Annotated in this window: 21 protein-coding genes; 1 reads left to right on the top strand and 20 read right to left on the bottom strand. The window is 39.2% G+C overall.

Translation table 11 applies throughout. The annotated features are described in order from the left end of the window. Positions 1-264: 264 nt before the first annotated feature. From B2Y23_RS14505 to B2Y23_RS14495, 3 genes are read right to left on the bottom strand one after another with little or no spacing between them, the layout of a single operon-like run. Positions 265-957 carry a hypothetical protein gene (locus tag B2Y23_RS14505; RefSeq protein ID WP_291355389.1) on the bottom strand — a complete coding sequence of 231 codons (693 nt, stop codon included), beginning with the start codon at positions 955-957 and terminating at the stop codon, positions 265-267. A 12-nt stretch (positions 958-969) separates the two neighbouring features. After that, the gene (locus B2Y23_RS14500; RefSeq protein ID WP_291355391.1) at positions 970-3,030 is read right to left on the bottom strand and encodes a hypothetical protein; all 2,061 of its coding nucleotides are present in this window, start codon (positions 3,028-3,030) and stop codon (positions 970-972) included. Next, on the bottom strand, positions 3,021-4,529 hold the full coding sequence (locus tag B2Y23_RS14495; protein WP_291371569.1) for a hypothetical protein: 1,509 nt from the start codon (positions 4,527-4,529) through the stop codon (positions 3,021-3,023). Before B2Y23_RS14495 ends, B2Y23_RS14500 begins: the two co-directional genes overlap by 10 nt. Before the next feature lie 701 nt (positions 4,530-5,230). Between B2Y23_RS14495 and B2Y23_RS14490 the strand changes: the two genes are divergently transcribed. Further along, positions 5,231-5,659: a hypothetical protein gene (locus B2Y23_RS14490; protein WP_291371567.1), complete on the top strand. Its 429-nt coding sequence runs from the start codon at positions 5,231-5,233 to the stop codon at positions 5,657-5,659. A gap of 74 nt (positions 5,660-5,733) precedes the next feature. Here B2Y23_RS14490 and B2Y23_RS14485 read toward each other — a convergent pair whose 3' ends face one another. The 17 genes from B2Y23_RS14485 to B2Y23_RS14405 form a co-directional block, all read right to left on the bottom strand. Beyond that, positions 5,734-6,375 (bottom strand): 4'-phosphopantetheinyl transferase family protein, encoded by a 642-nt coding sequence (locus B2Y23_RS14485; RefSeq protein ID WP_291371565.1) that lies wholly within the window; start codon positions 6,373-6,375, stop codon positions 5,734-5,736. A 92-nt stretch (positions 6,376-6,467) separates the two neighbouring features. Then, positions 6,468-7,877, bottom strand: a complete 1,410-nt coding sequence (gene der / locus B2Y23_RS14480; protein ID WP_291355397.1) for a ribosome biogenesis GTPase Der — start codon at positions 7,875-7,877, stop codon at positions 6,468-6,470. A gap of 162 nt (positions 7,878-8,039) precedes the next feature. Beyond that, on the bottom strand, positions 8,040-9,188 hold the full coding sequence (bamB, locus tag B2Y23_RS14475) for an outer membrane protein assembly factor BamB (protein ID WP_291371563.1): 1,149 nt from the start codon (positions 9,186-9,188) through the stop codon (positions 8,040-8,042). After that, positions 9,188-9,889: a YfgM family protein gene (locus B2Y23_RS14470; RefSeq protein ID WP_291355400.1), complete on the bottom strand. Its 702-nt coding sequence runs from the start codon at positions 9,887-9,889 to the stop codon at positions 9,188-9,190. The genes bamB and B2Y23_RS14470 overlap by 1 nt, the downstream gene beginning before the upstream one ends. A 29-nt stretch (positions 9,890-9,918) precedes the next feature. Beyond that, positions 9,919-11,214, bottom strand: coding sequence for a histidine--tRNA ligase (hisS, locus tag B2Y23_RS14465; RefSeq protein ID WP_291355402.1), 1,296 nt, complete (start codon positions 11,212-11,214; stop codon positions 9,919-9,921). Then, positions 11,211-12,326 (bottom strand): flavodoxin-dependent (E)-4-hydroxy-3-methylbut-2-enyl-diphosphate synthase, encoded by a 1,116-nt coding sequence (gene ispG, locus B2Y23_RS14460; protein ID WP_291355404.1) that lies wholly within the window; start codon positions 12,324-12,326, stop codon positions 11,211-11,213. Before ispG ends, hisS begins: the two co-directional genes overlap by 4 nt. 24 nt (positions 12,327-12,350) lie before the next feature. Further along, complete coding sequence (locus B2Y23_RS14455) at positions 12,351-13,142, bottom strand: helix-turn-helix domain-containing protein (protein WP_291355405.1); 792 nt, start codon at positions 13,140-13,142, stop codon at positions 12,351-12,353. Next, complete coding sequence (gene pilW, locus B2Y23_RS14450; RefSeq protein ID WP_291371561.1) at positions 13,133-13,894, bottom strand: type IV pilus biogenesis/stability protein PilW; 762 nt, start codon at positions 13,892-13,894, stop codon at positions 13,133-13,135. The genes B2Y23_RS14455 and pilW overlap by 10 nt, the downstream gene beginning before the upstream one ends. Before the next feature lie 61 nt (positions 13,895-13,955). Then, the gene (gene rlmN / locus B2Y23_RS14445; RefSeq protein ID WP_291355408.1) at positions 13,956-15,191 is read right to left on the bottom strand and encodes a 23S rRNA (adenine(2503)-C(2))-methyltransferase RlmN; all 1,236 of its coding nucleotides are present in this window, start codon (positions 15,189-15,191) and stop codon (positions 13,956-13,958) included. A 122-nt stretch (positions 15,192-15,313) separates the two neighbouring features. After that, a complete protein-coding gene (gene ndk / locus B2Y23_RS14440; RefSeq protein ID WP_086179247.1) occupies positions 15,314-15,745 on the bottom strand; it encodes a nucleoside-diphosphate kinase in 432 nt (143 codons plus the stop codon). Positions 15,746-15,855: 110 nt separating this feature from the next. After that, positions 15,856-16,056 (bottom strand): Fe-S cluster assembly protein IscX, encoded by a 201-nt coding sequence (gene iscX, locus B2Y23_RS14435; RefSeq protein ID WP_174558460.1) that lies wholly within the window; start codon positions 16,054-16,056, stop codon positions 15,856-15,858. Between the two features lie 89 nt (positions 16,057-16,145). Then, positions 16,146-16,697: a phosphatase PAP2 family protein gene (locus B2Y23_RS14430; protein ID WP_291355415.1), complete on the bottom strand. Its 552-nt coding sequence runs from the start codon at positions 16,695-16,697 to the stop codon at positions 16,146-16,148. Positions 16,698-16,728: 31 nt separating this feature from the next. Next, positions 16,729-18,012, bottom strand: coding sequence for a glycosyltransferase family 4 protein (locus B2Y23_RS14425; protein ID WP_291371559.1), 1,284 nt, complete (start codon positions 18,010-18,012; stop codon positions 16,729-16,731). A 212-nt stretch (positions 18,013-18,224) separates the two neighbouring features. Further along, a complete protein-coding gene (locus B2Y23_RS14420; RefSeq protein WP_291371557.1) occupies positions 18,225-18,638 on the bottom strand; it encodes a hypothetical protein in 414 nt (137 codons plus the stop codon). A gap of 18 nt (positions 18,639-18,656) precedes the next feature. Continuing rightward, complete coding sequence (locus B2Y23_RS14415) at positions 18,657-20,996, bottom strand: fimbria/pilus outer membrane usher protein (RefSeq protein ID WP_291371555.1); 2,340 nt, start codon at positions 20,994-20,996, stop codon at positions 18,657-18,659. Positions 20,997-21,003: 7 nt separating this feature from the next. Then, positions 21,004-21,714, bottom strand: a complete 711-nt coding sequence (locus tag B2Y23_RS14410; RefSeq protein ID WP_291371553.1) for a fimbrial biogenesis chaperone — start codon at positions 21,712-21,714, stop codon at positions 21,004-21,006. A 95-nt stretch (positions 21,715-21,809) separates the two neighbouring features. Beyond that, the gene (locus B2Y23_RS14405) at positions 21,810-22,316 is read right to left on the bottom strand and encodes a hypothetical protein (protein ID WP_291371551.1); all 507 of its coding nucleotides are present in this window, start codon (positions 22,314-22,316) and stop codon (positions 21,810-21,812) included. Positions 22,317-23,107 lie beyond the last annotated feature (791 nt).

Raw genomic sequence — 23,107 nt, 5'->3', positions numbered from 1 at the left:
CTCAAAAATAAAGTACCCCAATCATAAAAGTGCAAAGAGAACACATACGGGCACTAGATCGGTATGGGTGAGACAACACAAGATAGGATGCGTGGAATTACGCGACTTGCTGTTAATGAGCTATCGCCTACACACAAAAATAGGGAGAGAATAAATAAAATACCAGCAAAAGAGCCTGATGATCAGGCTCTCCTTTAGTGTTAAATATATTTAATGAACGGTCTAGAGTTTAATGGATTTAAAATATTCATTTAAATCAATATTTTAAATATCATTAAGTACTCTTGGTTTTTCTGCTGAGCTGGTTGGCAGCTTAAATTCAATACCGGCTTTTTTAAACAGCTTAGGATATTCTACCAAAGCCAAGGTTGAATTTTTTGCAATACCGGTAATATCACCCACTACATTTTTAGCATCAACCAATGACATTCCAGTATTGGTCAAGCTGGCTGGATTTGTAATCAAACTGGTACTCACCTGTTTTGCCCCTACCGCCAATTCACGAGCGGTTAAACTTGCAATTACAAAGTTTGTTGCAGAATCCAACAAGTGTTTCTTTTGGTCTGCATTCAATGATGCAAGTTTTGCGACTGTTGCTGCCTCATCCTTTTGAGAAGCTTCTAAAACAGCATTAGACATCGCCACAATTTCTTTTTGAATGGCTTCTTTTTCTTTCAGATCAGAAGTGGTTTTCAGGCTTTTCTGTTTTGCTTTTAATTCATCCGAATCCTTTTTGCTTGCAAGCAATGAAGCTAAAGCAGTACGACTCTGAAGAAACATCGCATTCGCGGCTTTGGCTTGCGTAAAGAAACCATTCAGATCCATATTTGACGAAGATACCCCGGTAGCCGATTCAGTAAGTGTCGAAGCCAGGCTACTCAGTGAACCAAAACCGGCATAAACACTTGATGCCCCCATTGATGCACTGATGGCTAAAACAATCGAAAATTTTTTCATACCCTATTACCCTTATTGTGAAGAATCGGCTTTTTGCACGATTTGATTTAAAATTTTTGGCAAAGCATCAAACATCTGAATGTTATACATTTCATGACGATGCTGATGAACAATGCCTTTGAGTTGAATTTCCTGCTGCAAACCATATGCGCCGATTTTTTCAGCATTCTGGTTGAATCTGCGCGCACCACTCGTCATGACTAATGTCGCATCACAACTGGATTGATCACTATTACATTTCACCGAGCTTTCTTTCACCTCGATCTTAAAGACAGGCTGCAAACATTCATCTTTTGGAAGAAAGAAATTCACATCCATATTCTTTTTAAAACCGGCATTTTCGGTCATACGAACCACAGCGTCTTTTAATAAGGTTTGCCCTTTAAAACCTGCACCAGTGGCATAAAACGGTCGCTTCGACTGGCTGGTAAAAGCGCTATAAAGCAATGGACCAAAACCGTAAAACGGAATTTCACCCACTTGTTCGGTATGTAAACCCGGACATAAAACCCGTGCCTGCTTGGAATCACCGACGGGTGCAGAACTTTCCAGCAAAATACTGTCGCCAGAACGCACCGGCAAACGATCATTGCTGCTGACCGGGAAGTCGAGTTGCGCGGTGACTTTCCTACCTTGACGTTCTAATATGGTCGCTTCCCATGTGGGAATCAGGATATTGCGTCCTGCTGCTTTATCTGAATGATAAACATGTACTTTCATGCCACTACTTAAGCGCTCGCCAGCATCATCAATCGTGATGCTTTGCCCGCTTGAACCCGAAACCTTTAAATCAGAGCGGGTGAATTGAATACCCTTCTGAAATTGTTGACCCAGTTTCAACAGCGCATTTTTCAGCACCACTTCTTTACGAGCTTCCAAAGAAAAACCCATTCCTTCAGAAATCACGTCTTTAATTTCATCTGTTGCATGGGCTGAATAAATCACCCGACCGGAACGATCAATCATTTCGGCAAAAACTTCACTATGAAAGATCTGCTGTTGGGTCATTTTGCCAATCCGCTGCTGATAGGCAATCACAGGAATGACATTAATCCGAATAAAGAATTCTGGCAGCTCGCGCTGATTAATATCGGCACTTTGCGCCAAAGCCGTCTGCTCACTGATACTTTGTGCCATCGCACTATAACGGTGGTTGACTGGTGTCAGGGTAAAAGCTGCCTGCTCACCGATCGCATCCGAAAAAATCTGTTCAATCAAATCTTTGGACTCAGCTTGATAGGTCAATACATCCACCACCAAGGCTTTAGGCTTGTTCATGGCCTGACGTGTATTGGTCGATACTTTGCTAAAGCGCTTGCTATTGCCCTGCATCATCACCGGTATGGCAACAGCATAATCGCTGTCTGCATGTACCACACGAATCAGGTCACCTTCAGCAGAACTGAGTTCATCCTGTATGGCAATCCCCTGCTTAAATCCTTTATCCAGCACCAGATAGGATTTCCATTGGTCAATCACCTGCGTATCAATTTCAGTCACCTGGAGCTTGGTTTTCAAGTCTTGAGTGAGTTGCTGCGTCAAGCTCAACAAGGTACTTTGAAATTTTTGCTTAATGGCTGCTTTTGTTGCAGCTGATTGAATATCAGAACTTAAGACTTGAATCGGTTGAGACAAGGTTGCACTGTCGCTATAAATCACTTCACCCGACAACACATTGGTTAGCTTTAGACTTAAGGTAACAGGTAGGAAAATTTCTGTAGTTGAATCTTTTTTAACGATATATTCACTGGCTCGTAATACGTCCAAGGATGCGACATAGGTACGGTGCTTGGTCTTTTGCGAAATGCTGTCGACAATTTGTTCGCCCAGACTTTGCTTTAATCCCTGCACAAACAGTTGTTCTGCTTGCTTACGAATCACATCATTATCAATGGCCTGGCTAAAGTCACAGACTATTGATGTACCATTGGCTTCATAGTTATTCGGGTCGGTACGGCAACCTTGCTCCAGGCCAAAAATCCCTTTCGAGGGATAAATCTGGATATCCGCATTCGCCCATGCCGAAAAGAGCATTGGCATAGCCAAGCATAAGGCTTTCAATTTTATTTGCATTGTGTACCACCAATGCACAGGGTAATGGTGTTCCCTGCTTGTAAGCGTTCAGCACTGGACAGTGTTGGATTGACCTTGCGCAAAGCTTTAGCCAATTCTGCGCTTATTGGTTTTTCACTCTTATAGGTCATGGTCATTTCAACCAATTTGCCATCCTGAGTACGAATATCAATATTTTCTGCGCCATCCATTTCATCTAAGGCAATATAAAGGTCATCACCTAGACGTGAAGAAACGTTACCAGAAACACTCTTCACAAAAATGGTGATTTCTTTACCGTACATCGAACGGTTTTTTGCATAACCTAAAATCTGTGGCCCGACTTGGCTAATCGCTAATTCACCGAGTTTTTTGGCTACATTGGTTCGGCAAGAATCTGTGGTTGCACCCGTTGATGATTCGGTGCGGGTTTCACCGCCCATTAAAGTCGAATCATCGACTGAATAAATTTTAAAACTGATCGCCCCATCACAAACAAATTGACCTGTTGCATTCGAGCGACCATGATCATAAATATAAGAGCTGCCCGCCATAAACCAGTCAGCTTTTTCTTTACGCGCTGCAATCACCAGTTTATTGAGTTCAGTATCACTCATTAATTGTTGGATAGTCATACTGCGACCATTCAAATACTGACTTTTAAAGCGGTCTGAATCAAGTAAACGTAAATCGTAACGCGATGCGGAACCTGCTATCGCATTTAAAGTTTGGTTATCGCGTTCAGCTTTGGTACTGGGTGTTTGATATTCCACATACTTCACAAAACTTTGAATATCATTCTGGCGTTCAGATTGACTATAATTTGCCGACTCACTGGCATTATAACTGCTTGAAGATGCAGATTTACCTGAGTTGTTGTGACTTGCTGAACGTGCAGAAACGCCTGCGCCAGCCCCATAATAATTACCATAGGCATAGCCTGATGCAGCAGATGAACGGCCTTTAGATGAATAAGAGTCTGAAGCACTGGATTTGGCACTTTCACTTGCCTTATAACTGGCATCTTCATCATAGCTATAACTACGATCGGAAAAATAAGAGGTAAATTCTTTAACAGGTTTAGAGTTATCTTTGGGAACACCGAAATATTCATCCATCACGATCATAATCGGGCTGGTTCGACTATTTTTCTTTGCCAAGCCTAAATCATTAAGAATTGAACGAAATTCTTGATCATCCATTTCCAGACTAACTTGAGTGACTAATTCATTGTTAGCATTGGTATTACTGCCTCGGTTGAACACATAACTGCTGTCAATTTGTTTTACGATGTCATTTAAATATGGACTCGCTTCATTCATGGCTTGAGGACCATTAATACGCTTAATAAGGGCAATGACGGCGTCTGTTTTTGCATTATTGAATGCTTGGTTACGTGTGCCATTTGGATCTTTTTTGATAATAGGTGCAGTGCCTTCCCCATTCACTTTAATGATTTCTGCATTCCCAATTTGAACGGCGCCCAAGCATAAAAGTGTCAATATGGTTTTTTTCATCATTTACCCTCTTCATTAAAGTTTTTAGTCACACCAACACTTTATTTATTAGATTTTTAACGTGATTTTTAAATCTACAAAAAGCAAACAAATAATAAACAAATTTTAATATTAACTCCATCACATAATTTTATTTTTTATTGATTTTTATATGTTATTTAATTACTCAGCAGGGTTTAAAAATTAAATTCACGATAAATTCCTCCTCTAGAAAAAACTTATCCATATATTTTTACAATTAATTTTTCATAGACGTTTAAGTAAATTTCCATAACTTTTACTTAACATGCAAAAAGTGAGGTACTAAAGAATAATCATTGAAAATATTATTGTCTAAATTATCTCCCCCCTACTTAGCAATTCCAAATGAAAGACCTGATCCCTTTCCTACCGATCAATGCATAATCTAAAAAAGACTCAGGGTTCATCTATCAAAAATCTAAGCAGGATTTAGCCCTTGTACTGAGGAAGTATTTGACGAAAGAAACGTAACAGATAGCGTATAGAAAAATAGCTCTCGTGTTCTTTTATAGGCTTAAGAAACCACTTAAAGCTGCAAGGATTTAACCCGAATAATGAAGCACTAGTTCCCAATAACAATTGGTAAAACTTTACTAAAAAAAACAACTATTGGCGCTGCGCTATTTTAACTAAAATTATCTACATTCTTCATTTAAGATGCATTTAATAATAAGGTGATAATAATGAAAAATTCTCTTGTTATTTTAATCAGCAGTTTAAATTTAATGGCATGTTCCAGTATGCCTTATTCATCCAATAAAAATACTGCTCAAAACAACTGGATAAATTCAGCGCCGAATGTTAAACCCACCAAAGAGGTTTCGATTGATGGCAGTTATACCGGTGAAATTGTTGGAGATTATCAAAATTCTAAATTTTCCCAGTTAAAAATTGGCATGTCTAAAAATCAGGTAGAAGATTTAGTCGGGGCTTCAACCGACGAAAGAAGCTATCAAACAGCGAAAGCCTGGATTCCGGTGGCAGGTGCTTTTTCTAAAGATCAGTTCCGTATTGAAACTTACTATAAGGATGCAGGACGTTTAGTCTACGCCTATAATGGAACAAAATTATACCGGATTGAGGTAGATCAGAATGAAGATGGTGTTCAGTAATTGCTGTATCTTTTTACCTATTCCCTGATTGATCACTACCTATCAGTAAAATTATAAAAAAACATATTTTAAGATCACAAAAATATTTTTATTTCAGGAAAAGTAAAACCTTTACAGGAGGCCTCTGAACGCCAGGCGACTGTGAGCATGACATGGCCTAAATGAAAATTTTGATAAGCAAATGTGCCAATTAAAGGATGACTACATAGTCCGCCATCATGTACGGGATGTACCCGTGTATCCAATTCACTCAAGTTTAGACGTACCCCCAGCCCGGCAGCTTTTAATACCGCTTCTTTGGTAGTCCAGACTTTGAACCAGTAATCTGGATCCTGTTCCAATTCATTCCAGGACTTTAACTCATGCGGATGAAATGCATGCTTTGCCAATGCTTCAAATCTGATCTGCCGGTCCAGATCTTCAATATCAACCCCAATATCTGGCATATTTGTACTGGTGGCTAAAGCATAATTTTTTTGACTATGGCTATGATTAAAATAAAATTCAGGGAAATGAATCAAATAGGGTTTACCGTATTCAGTCTTTGCCAATTGCTCATGCTGAATGGCGGTCTTTAATTGCTCGGAAAGCAATTGATTACGAAAGTGATGGATTTGCTGTTTCTGTAACTGAATTTTGCTCTTGCGATCGAGCGTGTGATCCACATGAACGATCTGTGCTAGTGCATTGACATTCACTCGTATCAGTCTGCTCACTACAAATCACCTTTGAAAAAATAAGAATCTATCTTAAAAGAAAAAAGCCCAAAGATCACTTTGGGCTTTTAACGAAACACTATATTTGAAAATTAACGTTTAAATTTCTTTTCAGCTTTTTTGAACTTCTGTACGTAACGACGCTTACGTGCTGCCGTGCGTTCATCAATTTGTGACTTACGCCCTTCAAACGGGTTTTCAGACGTCTTAAACTCGATTCTTACTGGCGTACCTTCAAGTTTGTACACTTTACGGAATACGTTTTCTAAATAACGACGGTAGTCTGCCGGGGTTTTATCCACCTTGTTACCATGAATGACAATCGTTGGTGGATTTTGACCACCAATATGCGCATAACGCATCTTGATACGACGACCTTGTACCATACCAGGTTGATGTGCTTCTGTTGCATCGTTCAAAATTTGCGTAATTTTTGCAGGTGAAACTTTTAAACGTGACGAGTCATAAGCACGATGAATAGATGGATAAAGCTCACCCACACCCGTACCATGCAAAGCAGAAATTAAATGTACTTTCGCCCATGGAATAAAATCAAAACGACGCTCGACATCAAGTTTACATTGCTTACGATCATATTCGGTCATGTTATCCCATTTATTGACCGCAATGACCATGGCACGACCAGCTTCTAATGCATAACCAATTAGATGTAAGTCTTGCTCAACTATCCCTTCACGCGCATCTACAACCACAACAATCACGTTGGCATCTTTAATCGCTTGCAATGTTTTCACAATCGAGAATTTCTCGATCATTTCATCCACTTTACCTTTACGACGCACACCAGCAGTATCAATGAGTGTGTATTTACGACCTTCACGCTCGAATGGAATGTAGATCGAGTCACGGGTTGTACCCGGTTGGTCAAATGCCACGACACGGTCTTCACCCAACAGGCGATTGACCAATGTCGATTTACCCACATTCGGGCGACCGATAATGGCTAAACGAAGACCTGTATCTTCATCGCGTTGTTCAGAATCTACATCTTCAGGTACATCATGCAGAACCTCTTCAAGCATTTGCTGAACACCACGACCATGACTCGCAGCCACTTGAAGGGGTTCACCCATACCCAATTTAAAGAATTCTACCAATGCCGCTTCAGCATGTACGCCATCCACCTTATTAGCAACAAGATAAACTTTTTTACCCAATGTACGTAATTCGCGGGCAATTTGCTCATCAGAAGCAAGTAAGCCTGCACGTGCATCTACCACAAAGATAATGATATCCGCTTCATTAATGGCAGTTTTAGATTGCTCTGCCATGTAAGAGTCAATACCACCTTCAGATTCGCCAATACCACCAGTATCAACGACAATGAATGATTTATTTTGATAAGTCGCATCGCCATACTTACGATCACGGGTCAGACCGGCAAAGTCAGCAACAAGCGCATCACGGCTCTTGGTGATCTGGTTAAACAACGTTGATTTTCCGACGTTCGGACGACCAATGAGCGCAATTACGGGTTTCATAAATTAACCTTTATTCAAGATCAGCCAGTAGGTCTGGTCTGAACAAGCAGAAACAATAGAAGAAATAATAGCCAAAATAAATAAAACACGGGGCATTGACTGCTCAATCCCCCGTGTAAAAAAATACGGTTAGCTTAGTTTAACATAAGGCTGAAAAAAATTTTAACGGTTCTGCCAGATGCTTAAAGCGCCCTTACGAGTCGCCACATAAAGTTGATTATCAATCACACGCAGGGTACGTACTTCACCACTGGTCTTTGAGCGACCAATCAACTGGCCTGTTGCCGGATCAATTAAATGCAATACGCCATCCAGATCACCCACCACCAGATCTTGGCCCAAAATTACCGGATTACTGAGCTGGCGATTTAGCAAGCTGTCATTTTGCCATAATTGTTGACCGGTAGTCAGTGCATAAGCCGTGATTTTACCATCGGCTTGAGCGACATAGACGGTATTATTAAAGACTTCAGGACGCTGGATACTGCTGGCATCTTCGCTCCACACCACTTGTTGGCTCGCCAGATCCATCACCGTTACCTGCCCCTGGTAGCTGGTTGTTACCAGAAATTGCCCAGCAACTACAGGATCGCCATCCAGGTCATTCAGGCGCTGAATATCAGAACGCCCTTCACTAACCGCTACACGACGCTGCATACGCGGCACGCCGCTAATAATATCCAGTGCATAAATATAGGCATTTGATGAAGCAATCAGAACTGTACGCGGATCAAGCGCAACCGGTGTAGCTACACCACGTAAGCTGAACTGTACATTCGGCAGATTATAGGTCCAGACTTGCTGGCCTGTGGCAAGATCATGTGCATACACGGTGTCATCATTGGTAATGGTAATCACACGACCAGATTGAATAAGTGATGCCGATAAAATGGCACCCGACAACTGCGCAGTCCATTTTTGCTCACCAGTCGCCTGATCCAGAGCAAACAGTTGGCCCTTTTTATTGCCAACAATTACCATACCTTCGCCAGCTTCTATACCCGAGCTTAAGCCCTGCTTAGAAACTTTTTGCTTCCATATGCGTTGCTTACCTTGATAAGCAGCCACTTCACCATTGGGATCAACCGCAAAAACTACGCCGTTATCTGCATCTAAACGTAGACGCAACGGGTCTGCTTTACTGGTCGAAGAAACACTTTGAGAAAATACAGGAACAAGATTTTTTGCTTGCACCAATTTAGGTAATGGATTCGGCTTGACCTCTTCCACCTTGGTTTTATTGGTTGAACAACCAGCAAGTGCAAATGTTAAAATTGTTAGTGCAAACGGTATTTTGTATTTTCTATCCATCACGACTCATCCACTTGTGTTTCTAAAATTGGGCGTTCAACATCAGGATCATCAACTAAAACGCCGACACTTTCGAGTTTAATTTGTAAAATTTGACGTTCTTGTTTACGTTCAAGTAACGCATCCCATGCGCTCTTGTACGATTTTTTAGCATTTTCGATATCATTTTTAGCCACATAGACGTCACCACGTGCTTCATCAGCAGTTGCCTTGAAAGCAGGATCCGTTACTGCAGCCAATGTCTTAATTGCATCGTCATATTTCTTTTGTGCCAGTTGAGCATAGGCCAAACGAAGTTTAACCACTTGCACCAGACCGGCATCATCCAGTTTAGAATTTGCAACTTTTTTCAAGGCACGTTCTGCATGGGCATAATCGGCTTTATCATAAGCCAGTTTTGCCAATAGCAATTGCGTTTGAATGGCCTGAACAGAATCTGGAGCTTCTTTAACAATTTTGTCCGCAGTTGCAGATAAAGCATTAAATGCATTGGCATCGCCTGCTGCACTTTTTGCATCGTCCATCAACTGTTGAACCTTGGCTGTTTCCATTTGTGATTCAGCCAAGTTCTTTTTCTGCCAATATTCCCATCCGAAAAAGGCAATCAACGCAATTAAAATTCCGCTGATCATGGCAGAACCATACTTCTTAGCGAAAGATTTTAAATTATCAAGTTGTTCTTCATCACTCAATGCGTTCATGGGATTACCTTTTCCTTATGTTATTCGGCTTATTTTGAAGAAAATTTTTCAATGATAAATGGCACAAATTCAGCCACTGCAATTTCAGTCTGTTCTGCTGTTGCCAACTCTTTGACTAAAATGTGCTGCGCTTCCGCCTCACGCTGACCAAAGATTAAAGCATAAACAGCACCTGCCTGATCGGCTTTTTTCATTTGGCTCTTCATTGAACCTTGTGAACCGGTTTTCACACGGATGGTACTATTAGCTGCTTCAAGCTGGTCACGGATCTGTTCTGCAAGAACCAAGGCTTGACCTTGAGTTGCAGGGTCTGAAACCAGAAAGGTTTCACAGTCACGTACTGGCGTATTGTCTTCTACCTGTTCAAGGAGCAGCAATAAACGCTCCATACCCATGGCAAAACCAACAGCTGGTACCGATTGATCAGCCTTGCCTTTCAACTGACCGACCAGGCCATCATAACGGCCACCGGCACACACGGTGCCTTGTGAACCCAAATGCGTTGTGGTCCATTCAAATACGGTTTTGTTGTAGTAGTCCAGACCGCGTACCAGTTTCTGGTTAATCACAAAGTTTACGCCAGCATCAGTCAGATATTGCTGTAATTGATTGAAGTGCGCCAAAGTTTCTTCACCCATAAAGTCGTGAAGTTTTGGTGCATTTTCAAGGATCGACTGAGTCTTAGCATCTTTCGAATCTAAAATACGCAGTGGATTTGTGGTTAAACGGCGCTGAGAATCTTCATCTAAATCGGTTTTGTGAGATTCCAGGAATTCAACCAGTGCCGCACGGTAAGCCGCACGTTCATCCGACTCACCCAAGGTATTCAGTTCAAGTTGAACTTTGTCTGCTACACCCATGCGTTTCCACAAACGTGCAGTCATCAGAATCAATTCAGCATCCTGGTCTGGCGTTGCCACACCAAACGTTTCTACACCAAACTGATGGAACTGACGGTAACGGCCTTTTTGTGGTTTTTCATAACGGAACATTGGTCCGACATACCACACGCGCGGCGTAGCACCACGCAGTAAATTATGTTCAAGCATGGCACGTACGCAACCTGCGGTCCCTTCAGGACGCAGCGTTAACGACTCTGGAGGATTACCCTTATCCAGGAAGGTGTACATTTCTTTTTCAACAATATCCGTCGCATCACCAATAGAGCGTTTGAACAAGTTTGTTTGTTCAACAATCGGCAAGCGGATTTGCTGATAACCATAAGCATCCATTAATGATGCTAAATGCTGCTCAAGACGTCTCCACGCTGCAGTTTGCGTAGGGAGAATATCGTTAAAACCTTTAATTGCGACAATTGAACTCATGATGAACTACGAATGATCTCTTTAGATTTAGCTTCTTCAAGCTCTTGAACACGTTGACGAACCATAGATTCGATTTCATCAACCAATTGATTGGTATCGATTAAATGGCTTTTCTCACCATTACGATACACCAGTGAACGCGGACTTGCACCTACTACGCCAATATCGGCTTCTTTGGCTTCACCCGGCCCATTCACTTTACACCCGATCACAGACACATCCATTGGAGTACGAACATCTTCCAGACGTTCTTCCAGTGCTTGCATCACTTTAATCACGTTAAATTCCTGACGTGAACAGCTTGGGCAGGCAATAAAGTTAATCCCGTTTGAGCGCAGACCGAGTGATTTTAAAATATCAAAACCAATTTTCACTTCTTCTTCAGGTTCAGCCGCCAGCGAAATACGCATAGTATCGCCAATGCCTTCCATCAACAAACCGCCCAGTGCAATTGCTGATTTCACCGAACCGGTACGGTAGATCCCCGCTTCGGTCACACCCAAATGTAATGGATTATCAATTTGTTGAGATAACAAACGATAAGCATCCATGGTCAGGAACACATTCGATGCTTTTACCGATACTTTAAATTCGTGGAAATTTAAACGGTCTAAAATATCAATATGACGCATGGCAGATTCAAGCAGTGCCTGACCTGTAGGTTCACCATATTTTTTCTGAATGTCTTTTTCCAGTGAACCGGCATTCACGCCAATACGCATGGAAATATCGTGATGTTTTGCCGCAGCCACCACTTCACGAATTTTCGCTTCCGAGCCGATATTGCCCGGGTTAATACGCAAACAGTCTGCGCCCAGGTCAGCAACGGCCAAAGCGATTTTATAGTCAAAATGGATGTCGGCGACCAAAGGTACATTGACCTGTTTGCGAATTTCACCAAACGCGGCTGCCGCTTCCATTGAGGGTACAGAAACACGCATGATATCGGCACCGGCATCTGCACAACGCTGAATCTGGGCTACAGTTGCAGCCACATCACAGGTTTCAGTATTGGTCATACTTTGGATGCTGATTGGCGCATCACCACCCACATACACAGAACCGACACGAATTTTACGAGTGGGACGGCGCTTAATCGGATTTTCAATCATTAATATCGCTCTATTCTTGACCCATTAACGCGACAAACGGAAATCTGCTTTTCCATTCACGGTATAAGGTGACAATGCAATCTTTTCATTATTTAAGGTTAAAGTAACTGCTGATGTATCATCCAGACGAATTTGGAAAGGCGTTTCACCATTCAATTTCAATGTCGATGCCTGACGGCCTGTTGCCAGTACTTTACCGGTTGAATCTACAATATGCACAGAAGTTGGATGACTAAATTCCAGCTCGAGCTGATCCCCGGAAACCACAGTCGAATTATCCAGATTTAACACCTGAACATCAGATTCAGCAGGAGCGACTTCTTGGCTGTCATTATTGTTGCTAGATGACCAGTTTTGTATTGCCATAACTGCAACCGCGACTGCAACCAATACCAGCAAAGTCACCACAATACGTTTTAACCATTTTTTATTGCGGTCGCTATTAGAACCTGGCAGCCTGCCCATGATTTTAATCGGGGAATTGTTTAAGGCATGATTCGGCAATAATCCAGTATCATTTTGATAAATCTCATCAAAACGTTGAATAATAGAACTTGCATCTACCTTCAGATACTTCGCATAGGTGCGATAATATCCCTTAATAAAAGTTGCTTCAGGCAAAGCCTTATAATCATCTTGCTCTAAAGCAGTCAAAGTTTTTACAGGAATGTTTAAATCTTTGACCACTTCATTTAATTCACGCTTTTGTGCAATTCGAATTTGACGTAAGTACTCGCCTGGACGCTGAACATTTCCTAATGCAGTGGGTACTACGCTTGAACCATTCGATTGCGGTGAATTAGGATTTACTTCCATACGGCCTCAGTACTGTGCTGTAATTGCAGATAACGTTGGTATTCTGGACTTTCAGGGAAAAGTGCACGCAATTGATTCACAAGCACCTGCGTTCCCATTGAGTCACTATTTGCCCGCGCAATTCGGATACCAATCCAAAGCGCACGCGCACCTTGATTCTTTTGACCGACACTACGCACAAACTGTTCATACAATTGTGTGGCGGCAGCGGTCTGCTGTTTGAGATAAAAAATTTCTGACAACTCTAACATTGAAACATAAGAGTCACGATTTACTTGCAGGGCCTGTTTGAATGTTTTTTCAGCATTCACCATATCACCTTGCTTTAAATAAATCCGCCCTGCATTTTCCAATGCTCTATAACGTTGCTCATAGCCCAATGTTGTTCCTGCGACATTGAGCTGTTCAAGCGCGTCATTATAACGCTCAACTTGATATAAATAAGTACCGTAGTTGTTACGCGCCTGGGCATTTTTCGGGTCCGCAGAAATAGCACGCTTAAAATATGAATCTGCTTTATCCAGACTGATCTTACTGCCCTCTTGTTGCAGTAAGACCCCCATCATCATATTTGCAGTTGAATCACGTGAATCTACTTCAAGCGCCTGATCTAAAGTACGCTTGGCAGAATCCAGATCACCTGACTTAATATATTCTGCCGCCAATTGAGTACGAACTTTCACTGCTTTTTCAGGATCTTTCTTCCCTATTGTTGCCGGTGCTTGGCACCCAGCAACAAAAATAGCGGACATACAAATTGTTGTAATAAAAGCTAATTTATATGTGGGCTTTCTCAATTGACATCCCCTTTTATTATCCCTGAGTGCGCAGAATCTCATTTTGCTGCGCCACTTTCTTTTTCCACTGTTCCGCACGACGGGTACGGTCAGCAACTTGTCCGACTAACTGCCCACACGCGGCATCAATATCATCACCACGTGTCTGACGAATCGTACACACAAAACCGGCATCAGACAAAGTTTTTTGGAAAGAAATAATCCGGTTACGGCTTGAACGACCATAGGGCGCATGCGGAAACGGATTAAAGGGAATCAAATTAATCTTACTTGGCAGGTTTTTAAGTAATTTAATCATTTGCTGTGCATGTTCAGGATGGTCATTCACGCCATCCAGCATTACATATTCAATGGTTACATGCTTACGCGAACTTTCATTACCATCTTTGGCAATATAACGCTGACATGCAGCAATTAATTGCTCTAATGGATACTTTTTATTGATTGGAACCAATTCATTACGCAGCTCATCATTGGGTGCATGTAATGAAATAGCCAGCGCCACATCAATGTCTTTCACCATCTGATCGATTTTCGGCACCACACCTGAGGTCGATAAAGTCACACGGCGTTTTGACATACCATAAGCAAAATCATCCAGCATGGTACGCATAGAATTCAGTACAGCGTCATAGTTGAGGAGTGGTTCACCCATGCCCATCATCACCACGTTCGTGACTGAACGTTCACGCTCAAGTACAGGCACATCTTCCATATAGGAATAGTTCGCCATCCACAGCTGACCGATAATTTCCGCCTGGGTCAAATCGCGCTGAAAACCCTGTTTGCCGGTTGAGCAAAATGAACAGTCCAGTGCACAGCCGACTTGTGAAGAAATACACAAGGTACGACGCAGGCCACTACGATGTTCAGCAGGAATCAGTACCGTTTCGACAAGAGAACCTTCACCGTCGCCAACACGGAAGACCCATTTACGGGTACCGTCTTTAGAATAGTTTTTATGCACCACTTCGGGCGCTTTAATTTCACAAATCTTTTCCAATTTTTCGCGCAGTTTGCCTGAAATATTGGTCATTTCAGCAAAGTCAGTCACGAAGAACTGGTGAATCCATTTCATCACCTGACCGGCACGGAACTTCTTCTCCCCCATATCTTCGAAGAATTTTTCCATTTGCGGACGTGACATACCCAGTAAGTTCACTTTCTCGACAGCATTTTGCTGTGTCGGAGCGGATGGAGATTGTTGCTGTGCATCAGTAACAGCTGATGTAGCGACTACTTCAGTACTCATGTGTATTACCTAAACTATGTCTAAAGATAAAAGGAGAAGCTCAATATATGAGCAAAGAATTATTCAGAGAATAAAAAAACCAGATAAGTATAATAACACTTATCTGGCTTGAATACTGCGAATTAACGAGTACGTGGAGCAATCTCAGTTTGAGCGAAGAAGTAGTTAACTTCACGATCAGCAGATGCTACAGAGTCAGAACCGTGAGCAGCGTTTTCGTCGATGCTTACAGCGAAATCTGCACGGATTGTACCAGGAGCAGCTTCTTTAGGGTTAGTCGCGCCAAGAATGTCACGGTGAGCAAGAACTGCATTTTCGCCTTCAAGAACTGAAACAACAACTGGACCAGAAGTCATGAATGCAACTAGATCACCAAAGAAACCACGTTCTTTATGCTCAGCGTAGAAGCCTTCAGCTTCAGCTTGAGTCAAGTGTTTCATTTTAGTTGCAACAATTTTAAGACCAGCTTTCTCAAAACGAGCAAAGATGTCACCGATGTGGTTTTTAGCAACTGCGTCTGGTTTAACGATAGATAAAGTACGTTCGATAGCCATGATAGGCTCCTTAAGTCAATTGTTGACATGAAAATTTGCCGCATTATACCGAATAATGGGCTTTTTTCTGCTTTTGATATGTAAAAAAATTGCTTTTTTCGATGTAACGATTAACGGACTTCGTCAATCCAGGCCATTTGAATCCCTTCCAGCAAACCTTCAGTCGATTTGTTGGGATCATCACTAAAGTCAGGTAAAGCACATACCCACGTATGTAAATCGGTAAAACGAATCCATTGCGGATCCACATCTGGATGCGCTTCAGAAAGCTCAATCGCGATATCAATGGTATCTGTCCAGCGTAAACCCATGACTATTCCTAATATTTTCAAATCAGTTGCGCTACTTTAGCAAATTTTATAAAAAACGCATGAATTTCCTGATTCATCTACCCTGATTTTTATAACATGATATTAAAAAATGGCGCGCTCACAATAATTCCACAAGCTACCACCACACCGATTAATGCCCCTACCAGCACGTCACTGGGATAATGCAGCCCTAAAACCATTCGCGATATTGCCACCAAAATGGTAAACGGCAACATTAGAACCAGTAATATGGGTTGAATATAACCCAATACCGTACTTGCCATAACGGCATGCAAAGTGTGTCCAGAAGGAAAACTAAAATGATCCAGCGGCGGTTCCTGCAACCGAATGACCTGATGTACTTGATAAGGTCGTGGACGTACAGTTTTATCTTTTAATATTTTATAAATAGCCGTGCCTACAAGTCCGCTTATCAGCAAATACAATAACTGCACTATATATAATGCGCCTTCCAAAACCCACAAACTGACCAACATAATCAGCCAAAACAAACCATTGCCAAAACGGCTAATTATTTTGAAAAAGTAGGCCACAGCTTGTGACTGTGAAAGGTGGTTCAGATATAAACAGCCTTTTAAATCGAGATCCAACATCGTTATTTTTGCTTTTTTAAAATTCATGATGATGCTCCTTTAAGCTTCTGCTTAAAATTCAGGATGTCATTTCCTTCTCCAATGCTACCCCATACAATGCGTGTTCAAACTGCTGTACAGGATATTGCCAACCTATATGCTGTATAGCTTCTCGGGCCTGAAGCCCCATATGTTTCAATCGCTGATTATTTGGCAAGCTATAAATTGACTGAATAAAACCTGTGGTATCTCCTAAAGCACTTAACCAGCCAGTTTCGCCGTTTTTAACATGCAAATGCGCACAGGCATAATTATAGGCAATGATTGGCAAGCCACTCGCCATGGCTTCAAGTACCACATTTCCAAACGTTTCCACTTGACTGGCAAACACAAAAACATTTGCACTCGCATAGGCTTGAGCAAGCTTCAAACCTGATAAATTTCCTGTAAAAACAACCTCTCCACCTTGGCATAACATTTCCAAACGATTCCGTTCCGGCCCATCACCTACAATAACCAGCTTAATATCCTGCTGGGTATTTTTCTTCATTGAAAAATAGGCTTTGATCAAAACATCGATTTCCTTTTCAGGAGAGAGTCGTCCTACATACAACATAACCTTGGTACTGGAGGTGACTTTCCACTGTTGACGTAAAACATCTGAATAATATTGCGGAGAAAACCGGCTCACATCTACTCCACGTCCGACCACCAGCAAAGGACAGCAAATACCAAATTCTCTTAAAATATATTCTGTATCTTTACTGGGAATACAGGTGAGTTGTGTATTGTTATGAAACCAACGTAAATAGCACTGAATAGGCTTAATTAAAAAAGCTAAATCGAAATAGCGACTAAATTCCTGAAAAGGTGAATGGAAACCGCTTGAAACAGGAATACCCTTGCTTTTAGCCGCTTGCAACACACTGAGTCCTAATGGCCCTTCGGTCACAATATGCACCACATTCGGGGCAAACTGATCCAATGCTTGAGAGACTTTTAAAAATTGTGGCCAGCCAAATTGCAAGCTTGGATATTGAGGAATAGCTTGGGCTTTAACCAGACATTCCTGATTTGGCAGGAATTCATCACAAACCAGCTTTTGCTCCGGTCTAATCAATAAAATTTTATGACCTTGCTTTTGTAAGCCCTTACAGAGTTGCAGTAAAGACAGTGCTACACCATTAATTTCCGGAGACCAGGTTTCGGTCACAATCGCAATTTTGAGTCGTGGACGAATTAAGTCCTGGAGTACAGCTACTTCATCACAAATGTTGCCTTGCTTATCTTTTTTTAAATAAAATTGAAAACTTTCTGGAAAATCTTGTTGTTTTAGCAGGCTGGTTGCATTCACATTTGTCATACCACACCATGATCATTATTTTTAATTCAATTTAGATGTGGTTTCTTTCAGTTTGATGATTTTTAGATGACCGTTTATTGAATTTGGTATAACCATAGAACTACCCTATAAACCATTCACTTCAAATTCATTTCATTTCATTTCATTTTTAAAGATTATTTTTAGTTACATCTTTAAACTCAGGGAGGTTATTCAGTAGAGCAAAAAAGTAGCTAAAACAATAGATTTACAAAAATGACATCACTATAAATACCCACGGGGGTACGTATAGAAGGCTGCTCTTCCAGTCGTACTGCAATAACATATTTACTATCTTTTGAATTTCCTGACTGAGACAGAGGAACATTCCATTGATTTCTCACAGGACCTGAAATACTCATTCGGGTTTTCAAGCGATAGCTTCCGTTTGAAACAAAACTTGAACCGTCCGAACTCCGCAAATTTTGACTATTAAATTTTATTGCATAAGCTTGATCGCAAAAGACTCTGAATGAAGTTGCAGCAAAACTATGATAATAATCAGCCAATTGCATTACAGGTTCAGATATAGCATTTAAATAACATTGTCCTGCATTTGCTACAGCACAATTTGCATACAACAAGATCACCATTATATTTTTTTTCATTGTAATACCCTCACTAGACTAGCGACAAATTACATCGATAATTGACTGCTCTACTACTTTCTGGTTTTGATTGGATACCTCAAAAGCACCCTGACATACCTCCCCCCCCTTCGTTTTAGCTAAAAACCGATATTTATCCGGCTTTAATCCATATAAATACACTCGGCCTTGAGCATCTATAGGGAAATACTGACTCTCATCATCATTGATATAAACTTCGCTTGCACGGGGCATAAGCTGATTGTTTTTATCTAATAAACGTAAAATCACTTGTTGGGTGTGATACACAGGAAAATCTAAAATATAGCCACGTTGATTTAGTCCAATCATTTTTTGACTTGAATAATCAAATGCATCTTCAATTGCTAACTGATTTTGATCAAATGAAATGTCATAAGGAACATAAGGAATAATATTATGTACAAACAAATAACCATTTTTATTGGTGCTTCCTACAGGCGATAATGACCTGGTAACATCAATCTCTGGAGAACCCTCAACTTTAACTAAAGCAAAGGCATTATCCACAGATTTAGTTAATGCTACTTTCCCCCCTAACCAAACAACGGCACCACGATAAATCACCTGATTGTTTTCATATTCATCGGATTGATCCAATTGAACACGTAAGTCGCCCACATTGGATTTCAATAGGCCAGAAGCTTGATAAGCTAAACTTCCACGACGCTGAGTTGCACCCAATACATAATCAAATCCAGTTTGTGCCGGAGAAGCTTTAACAAATTGCACTCTTGTTTCATTATCAGTTGAATGGGAGAAGTAAGCATTCTTATTATTACCCAAACTATAATTTAAGGATAAATATGCACCAGAATCTTGCTCACCAGCGAACTCTTTAAAAGCTGAAATACTGAATGAAAGATTTGGAAGTAACATTCTAGAAATACCTATATTCAATATACGGCTATCTGAAATATTAAAATCATCCCCTTCATAATAAACTCGCTCCAAATAATTCAGATTAAAATTATTTATTATTGGTAAATCATATATACTAAAATAAAAAATATAATCATATTTTGGAATAAACACATCATTACTGTAACCTAAAGTTTTATAATCATCAGTAGAGTACTGACCACTAAAACCTAAATAAATGTTATTTATAGCTCGGCTAATTGATCCGCCAATTGAATAACCCGATCCATCTTTATTATCACTTCCTGCAATAAATGTGTCTAATAATGCATACTTACTAATTGCTTGAGTCCATAATAAACCTAGATTTTTTACTTCTTCACTATATGCAGCGTTTAAGCCTAAAGTCGTTAAATTACCTACACCTCGCCTAAAATAAATATTTGAAAAAAACTCCCTATAATCATCATTTTGAAGATCATAATTATATCTAATCTTACCTAATGAAATATTATATTCATTTAATTGGGGTTTAAGTAATTTATTATTAATATATACAGGAAAATTTTGAACTGTTTTATTTCCTAAAATATCTTCAACAACCACCTGAGCATCTCCAGATTGTTGAATCAATGCCCCCGGTTGTAGCGTATAGTTCCCGGGATTAACTCTCTGTTGAGAAATACTTACACCATTAATATATAAGTCAACTATTGAAGGTAAAACTGCACTCCCTTTTAAAGTTGGCATATTCCAATAAATATAATCCGGCCGATCTGTAAAATTCGTTCCAAAACTTAATCCCCCATAGCGCACCGAGTTAACAAAAGGATTAGATATAGTGGTGGTATCACCAAGGGTTAAAGTTAAAAACTTATCCGGGAAATCCAGATCAAAAGATGATCTTAGACGAACTACTTTTTCTTCTTTCACATCCTCTAATGCTAAAGCCGTTTCATCTTCTTTATTATCTAATCCTCGTACAAGTATAGAATTTTGAAACATCCAATAATCTTTAAAAACACCTAATTCCGCTAAAGAATTAAAATTCTCATCTTGTGATGTCTGTCCATAAAAAAGATCATAATTTAGAAATGCACCTAAAGCTGCCTTATTAGGCATAATTAATTGTTCTTGATCTATTTTTTTAACCTGAAAATATTCAGCAGGTACTGTAATTTTCACAGACTGAACATGTGGATCAATTTCAGCAACAACTGGATTCAAAGAAATTAAACAAAACTCTTGTTTTATTGCATGTTTAGGGAAAAAATCACCTTTTAATTCTAAAGTTTTTAAAGCTTGGCATTCTATATAGATTTTTTTATCTTCTTCAAATATAAGTGTTTCTAAATTTTTATCTATACCATTTAACCAGACATTACTAAAATAAACATTATTTTCCTCTGCATTAACCTGCTGAGTAGGTAGAACTATATTTAAAAATATGCATGGCAAAAACAATATAATTTTTTGCATAATCCCTTCACCCTGACAAATTAAATTCCATTGGCAATTCACTTCTATCTGTTTCAATGAGTAATTTATATTTTTTTAAATCTCCCAATTTAATCTCCCCAAAATTAAAATTTTGTTGCTGATTATTAAGCAAATATTTCATATCTGTAGTCACAGCAATTTCTTTTTTATTATGATCAATAATGGTTATTTTTTTTATTTGGACATGTGTATTAGTATGATTTCTCACATTTAATGAAAGCTGTGATCCACTGTATATAGGATTAAAATCGAGCTTAACTTTTTCCTGAACCCCAACAAATAATGGCACGGAAATATTAAATAGAAAATTGACTTTCGACTCTTTTACAGTTGGAGCAATTTCATTAAAAATAATTCGCCAAGTTTCTTCTTTTTTTTGGGGTTGCATTTGAGTAAACCCCACCCGAACAATCTGCTTGCTATTAGGCTGTAATACAAAGTTTTTAGGATTAATTACTACAGAACTATCTGGCTCCAAAATATCTTCTCCTGCTGCATTTTGTGCCCATTTCACAGCAGAAACTTCAAATATTTTAGATTGATCAGATTCAGTGTAATCCAGTGTAACAGTAGCACTGCGCTGTTTTTTAATATCTGAGATATACATTTGAATAGGCGTAATTTTTAGACCTGCATAGATTGTTTGTGAACACGCCAATACAATAGAAATAGCAAGTATTGAAAATAACTTATTCATTCTTCCCCACCAATTATTTTTTTATTTTAAAATTTCAATATTTTATAGAGAAGCTGGCATCCCGATAGAGGGATACCAACTTCCTTTTTTTCTAATTAGAACGACACAGCGATTCTTAATTCTTCAGTATAGGTACCCACTGGTTTAGATACCCCAACTTGTGGACTTACAACGGTAACATCATATGGAGTCCAACCACCTGCTGTAAATGGTTGGCTTCCTGTTGTGGCATTCAAAGGAATAGTGGTTGTGCCACGTTTAGTGGTGATGGTAATAGGAATTTCATTAGTACCCATTTTAAGTTTAGAGCCATTTGCAGTTGTTAAGCCAATCTTGAACTGTGCATTTGCCCCAACACGAAAACTGCCTCGTGCAGTATCACCGCCAACTTTATCTTCCAAAGTTAAAGTAGGAGTAAGCACTTGCAACTCGCAATGTGGTTCAACTTTAAGTTTAATATCAATTTTACCATTACAGTTTGTACCACAATCTGATGGAGGTGGTGGCGGTAAACCTCTTGCCAAATCATCTTCTGCATAAACGCCTGTTGTGCAAACGCCGAGTACTAATGTTGCTAATGCAGCTTTTGTCATTTTATTCATGATTTTCTCCATTTCTTTTTTTAATAAAAGAATATGTATATGTAGTTATTTTAACGATTACACTGTAACCCTTATTATTATGAGTAAGGTTAGGTAACCGTTGACCTATCTTATTATCTTTAATTTAAATAAATGCATAAATGTTATTATTCACAATATACTGTTCTTTAATTCATTTATTTAGTTATTCTATAAAATTATTCTGTATTTATAAAAACTTAAGCCAAAAAATAAAATAATACAATTTAAAAATATTTCTAATTATTTCAAAAAAAAAACAATATAATGTTAAAAAAGCATAAAAAAAAGATAAACCTATAATTTCATTATTTTTTTCAATTGTACTTTAGTTTACATAAACATAAAATAAAGTTGCATAATTTACAAAAAATTGTAAATTAAAGCTTATTATTGAAGAAATACGTGACTTTGTCGAATTTTTTACTTTATTTTTCCTATATCATTCTTTTTTCTTTAATGGACAAAAATTTATTATAAACCATAAAAAAATAAATTAATTTAAAAAACAATAATTTAAGGTAAAATTAATATTATATAAATTATTTTTATTAAAAATAAGAAGATAGAAAAATATTTTTTAGAATTGTTTTTATTTTATACCAATATTTTATCAAAAGTAATCTATCGTACTTACTTTAATTCAGTAAGTAATTTTTTACTGTTAACCTTAAGTTTAGTTCATCTTACTAAATATTATTATTTATATAAATATTTATAAAATAGATTAAATGAATATTAATTTAATTTAATATCTTTATCTTTATCTTTAT

The sequence above is a fragment of the Acinetobacter sp. UBA5934 genome (assembly GCF_002430855.1).
Lineage (GTDB): Bacteria > Pseudomonadota > Gammaproteobacteria > Pseudomonadales > Moraxellaceae > Acinetobacter.
Note: the sequence above shows the minus strand (reverse complement) of the source record. Positions and strands in the feature narration are given on the sequence as shown.

What these genes read in the sequence shown, in the direction of transcription:
- B2Y23_RS14505 (WP_291355389.1), bottom strand. Translation starts at nt 957, where the DNA reads ATGAAAAAATTTTCGATTGTTTTAGCCATCAGTGCATCAATGGGGGCA.
- B2Y23_RS14500 (WP_291355391.1), bottom strand. Translation starts at nt 3,030, where the DNA reads ATGCAAATAAAATTGAAAGCCTTATGCTTGGCTATGCCAATGCTCTTT.
- B2Y23_RS14495 (WP_291371569.1), bottom strand. Translation starts at nt 4,529, where the DNA reads ATGATGAAAAAAACCATATTGACACTTTTATGCTTGGGCGCCGTTCAA.
- B2Y23_RS14490 (WP_291371567.1), top strand. Translation starts at nt 5,231, where the DNA reads ATGAAAAATTCTCTTGTTATTTTAATCAGCAGTTTAAATTTAATGGCA.
- der (WP_291355397.1), bottom strand. Translation starts at nt 7,877, where the DNA reads ATGAAACCCGTAATTGCGCTCATTGGTCGTCCGAACGTCGGAAAATCA.
- bamB (WP_291371563.1), bottom strand. Translation starts at nt 9,188, where the DNA reads ATGGATAGAAAATACAAAATACCGTTTGCACTAACAATTTTAACATTT.
- B2Y23_RS14470 (WP_291355400.1), bottom strand. Translation starts at nt 9,889, where the DNA reads ATGAACGCATTGAGTGATGAAGAACAACTTGATAATTTAAAATCTTTC.
- hisS (WP_291355402.1), bottom strand. Translation starts at nt 11,214, where the DNA reads ATGAGTTCAATTGTCGCAATTAAAGGTTTTAACGATATTCTCCCTACG.
- ispG (WP_291355404.1), bottom strand. Translation starts at nt 12,326, where the DNA reads ATGATTGAAAATCCGATTAAGCGCCGTCCCACTCGTAAAATTCGTGTC.
- B2Y23_RS14455 (WP_291355405.1), bottom strand. Translation starts at nt 13,142, where the DNA reads ATGGAAGTAAATCCTAATTCACCGCAATCGAATGGTTCAAGCGTAGTA.
- pilW (WP_291371561.1), bottom strand. Translation starts at nt 13,894, where the DNA reads ATGTCCGCTATTTTTGTTGCTGGGTGCCAAGCACCGGCAACAATAGGG.
- rlmN (WP_291355408.1), bottom strand. Translation starts at nt 15,191, where the DNA reads ATGAGTACTGAAGTAGTCGCTACATCAGCTGTTACTGATGCACAGCAA.
- ndk (WP_086179247.1), bottom strand. Translation starts at nt 15,745, where the DNA reads ATGGCTATCGAACGTACTTTATCTATCGTTAAACCAGACGCAGTTGCT.
- iscX (WP_174558460.1), bottom strand. Translation starts at nt 16,056, where the DNA reads ATGGGTTTACGCTGGACAGATACCATTGATATCGCGATTGAGCTTTCT.
- B2Y23_RS14430 (WP_291355415.1), bottom strand. Translation starts at nt 16,697, where the DNA reads ATGAATTTTAAAAAAGCAAAAATAACGATGTTGGATCTCGATTTAAAA.
- B2Y23_RS14425 (WP_291371559.1), bottom strand. Translation starts at nt 18,012, where the DNA reads ATGACAAATGTGAATGCAACCAGCCTGCTAAAACAACAAGATTTTCCA.
- B2Y23_RS14420 (WP_291371557.1), bottom strand. Translation starts at nt 18,638, where the DNA reads ATGAAAAAAAATATAATGGTGATCTTGTTGTATGCAAATTGTGCTGTA.
- B2Y23_RS14415 (WP_291371555.1), bottom strand. Translation starts at nt 20,996, where the DNA reads ATGCAAAAAATTATATTGTTTTTGCCATGCATATTTTTAAATATAGTT.
- B2Y23_RS14410 (WP_291371553.1), bottom strand. Translation starts at nt 21,714, where the DNA reads ATGAATAAGTTATTTTCAATACTTGCTATTTCTATTGTATTGGCGTGT.
- B2Y23_RS14405 (WP_291371551.1), bottom strand. Translation starts at nt 22,316, where the DNA reads ATGAATAAAATGACAAAAGCTGCATTAGCAACATTAGTACTCGGCGTT.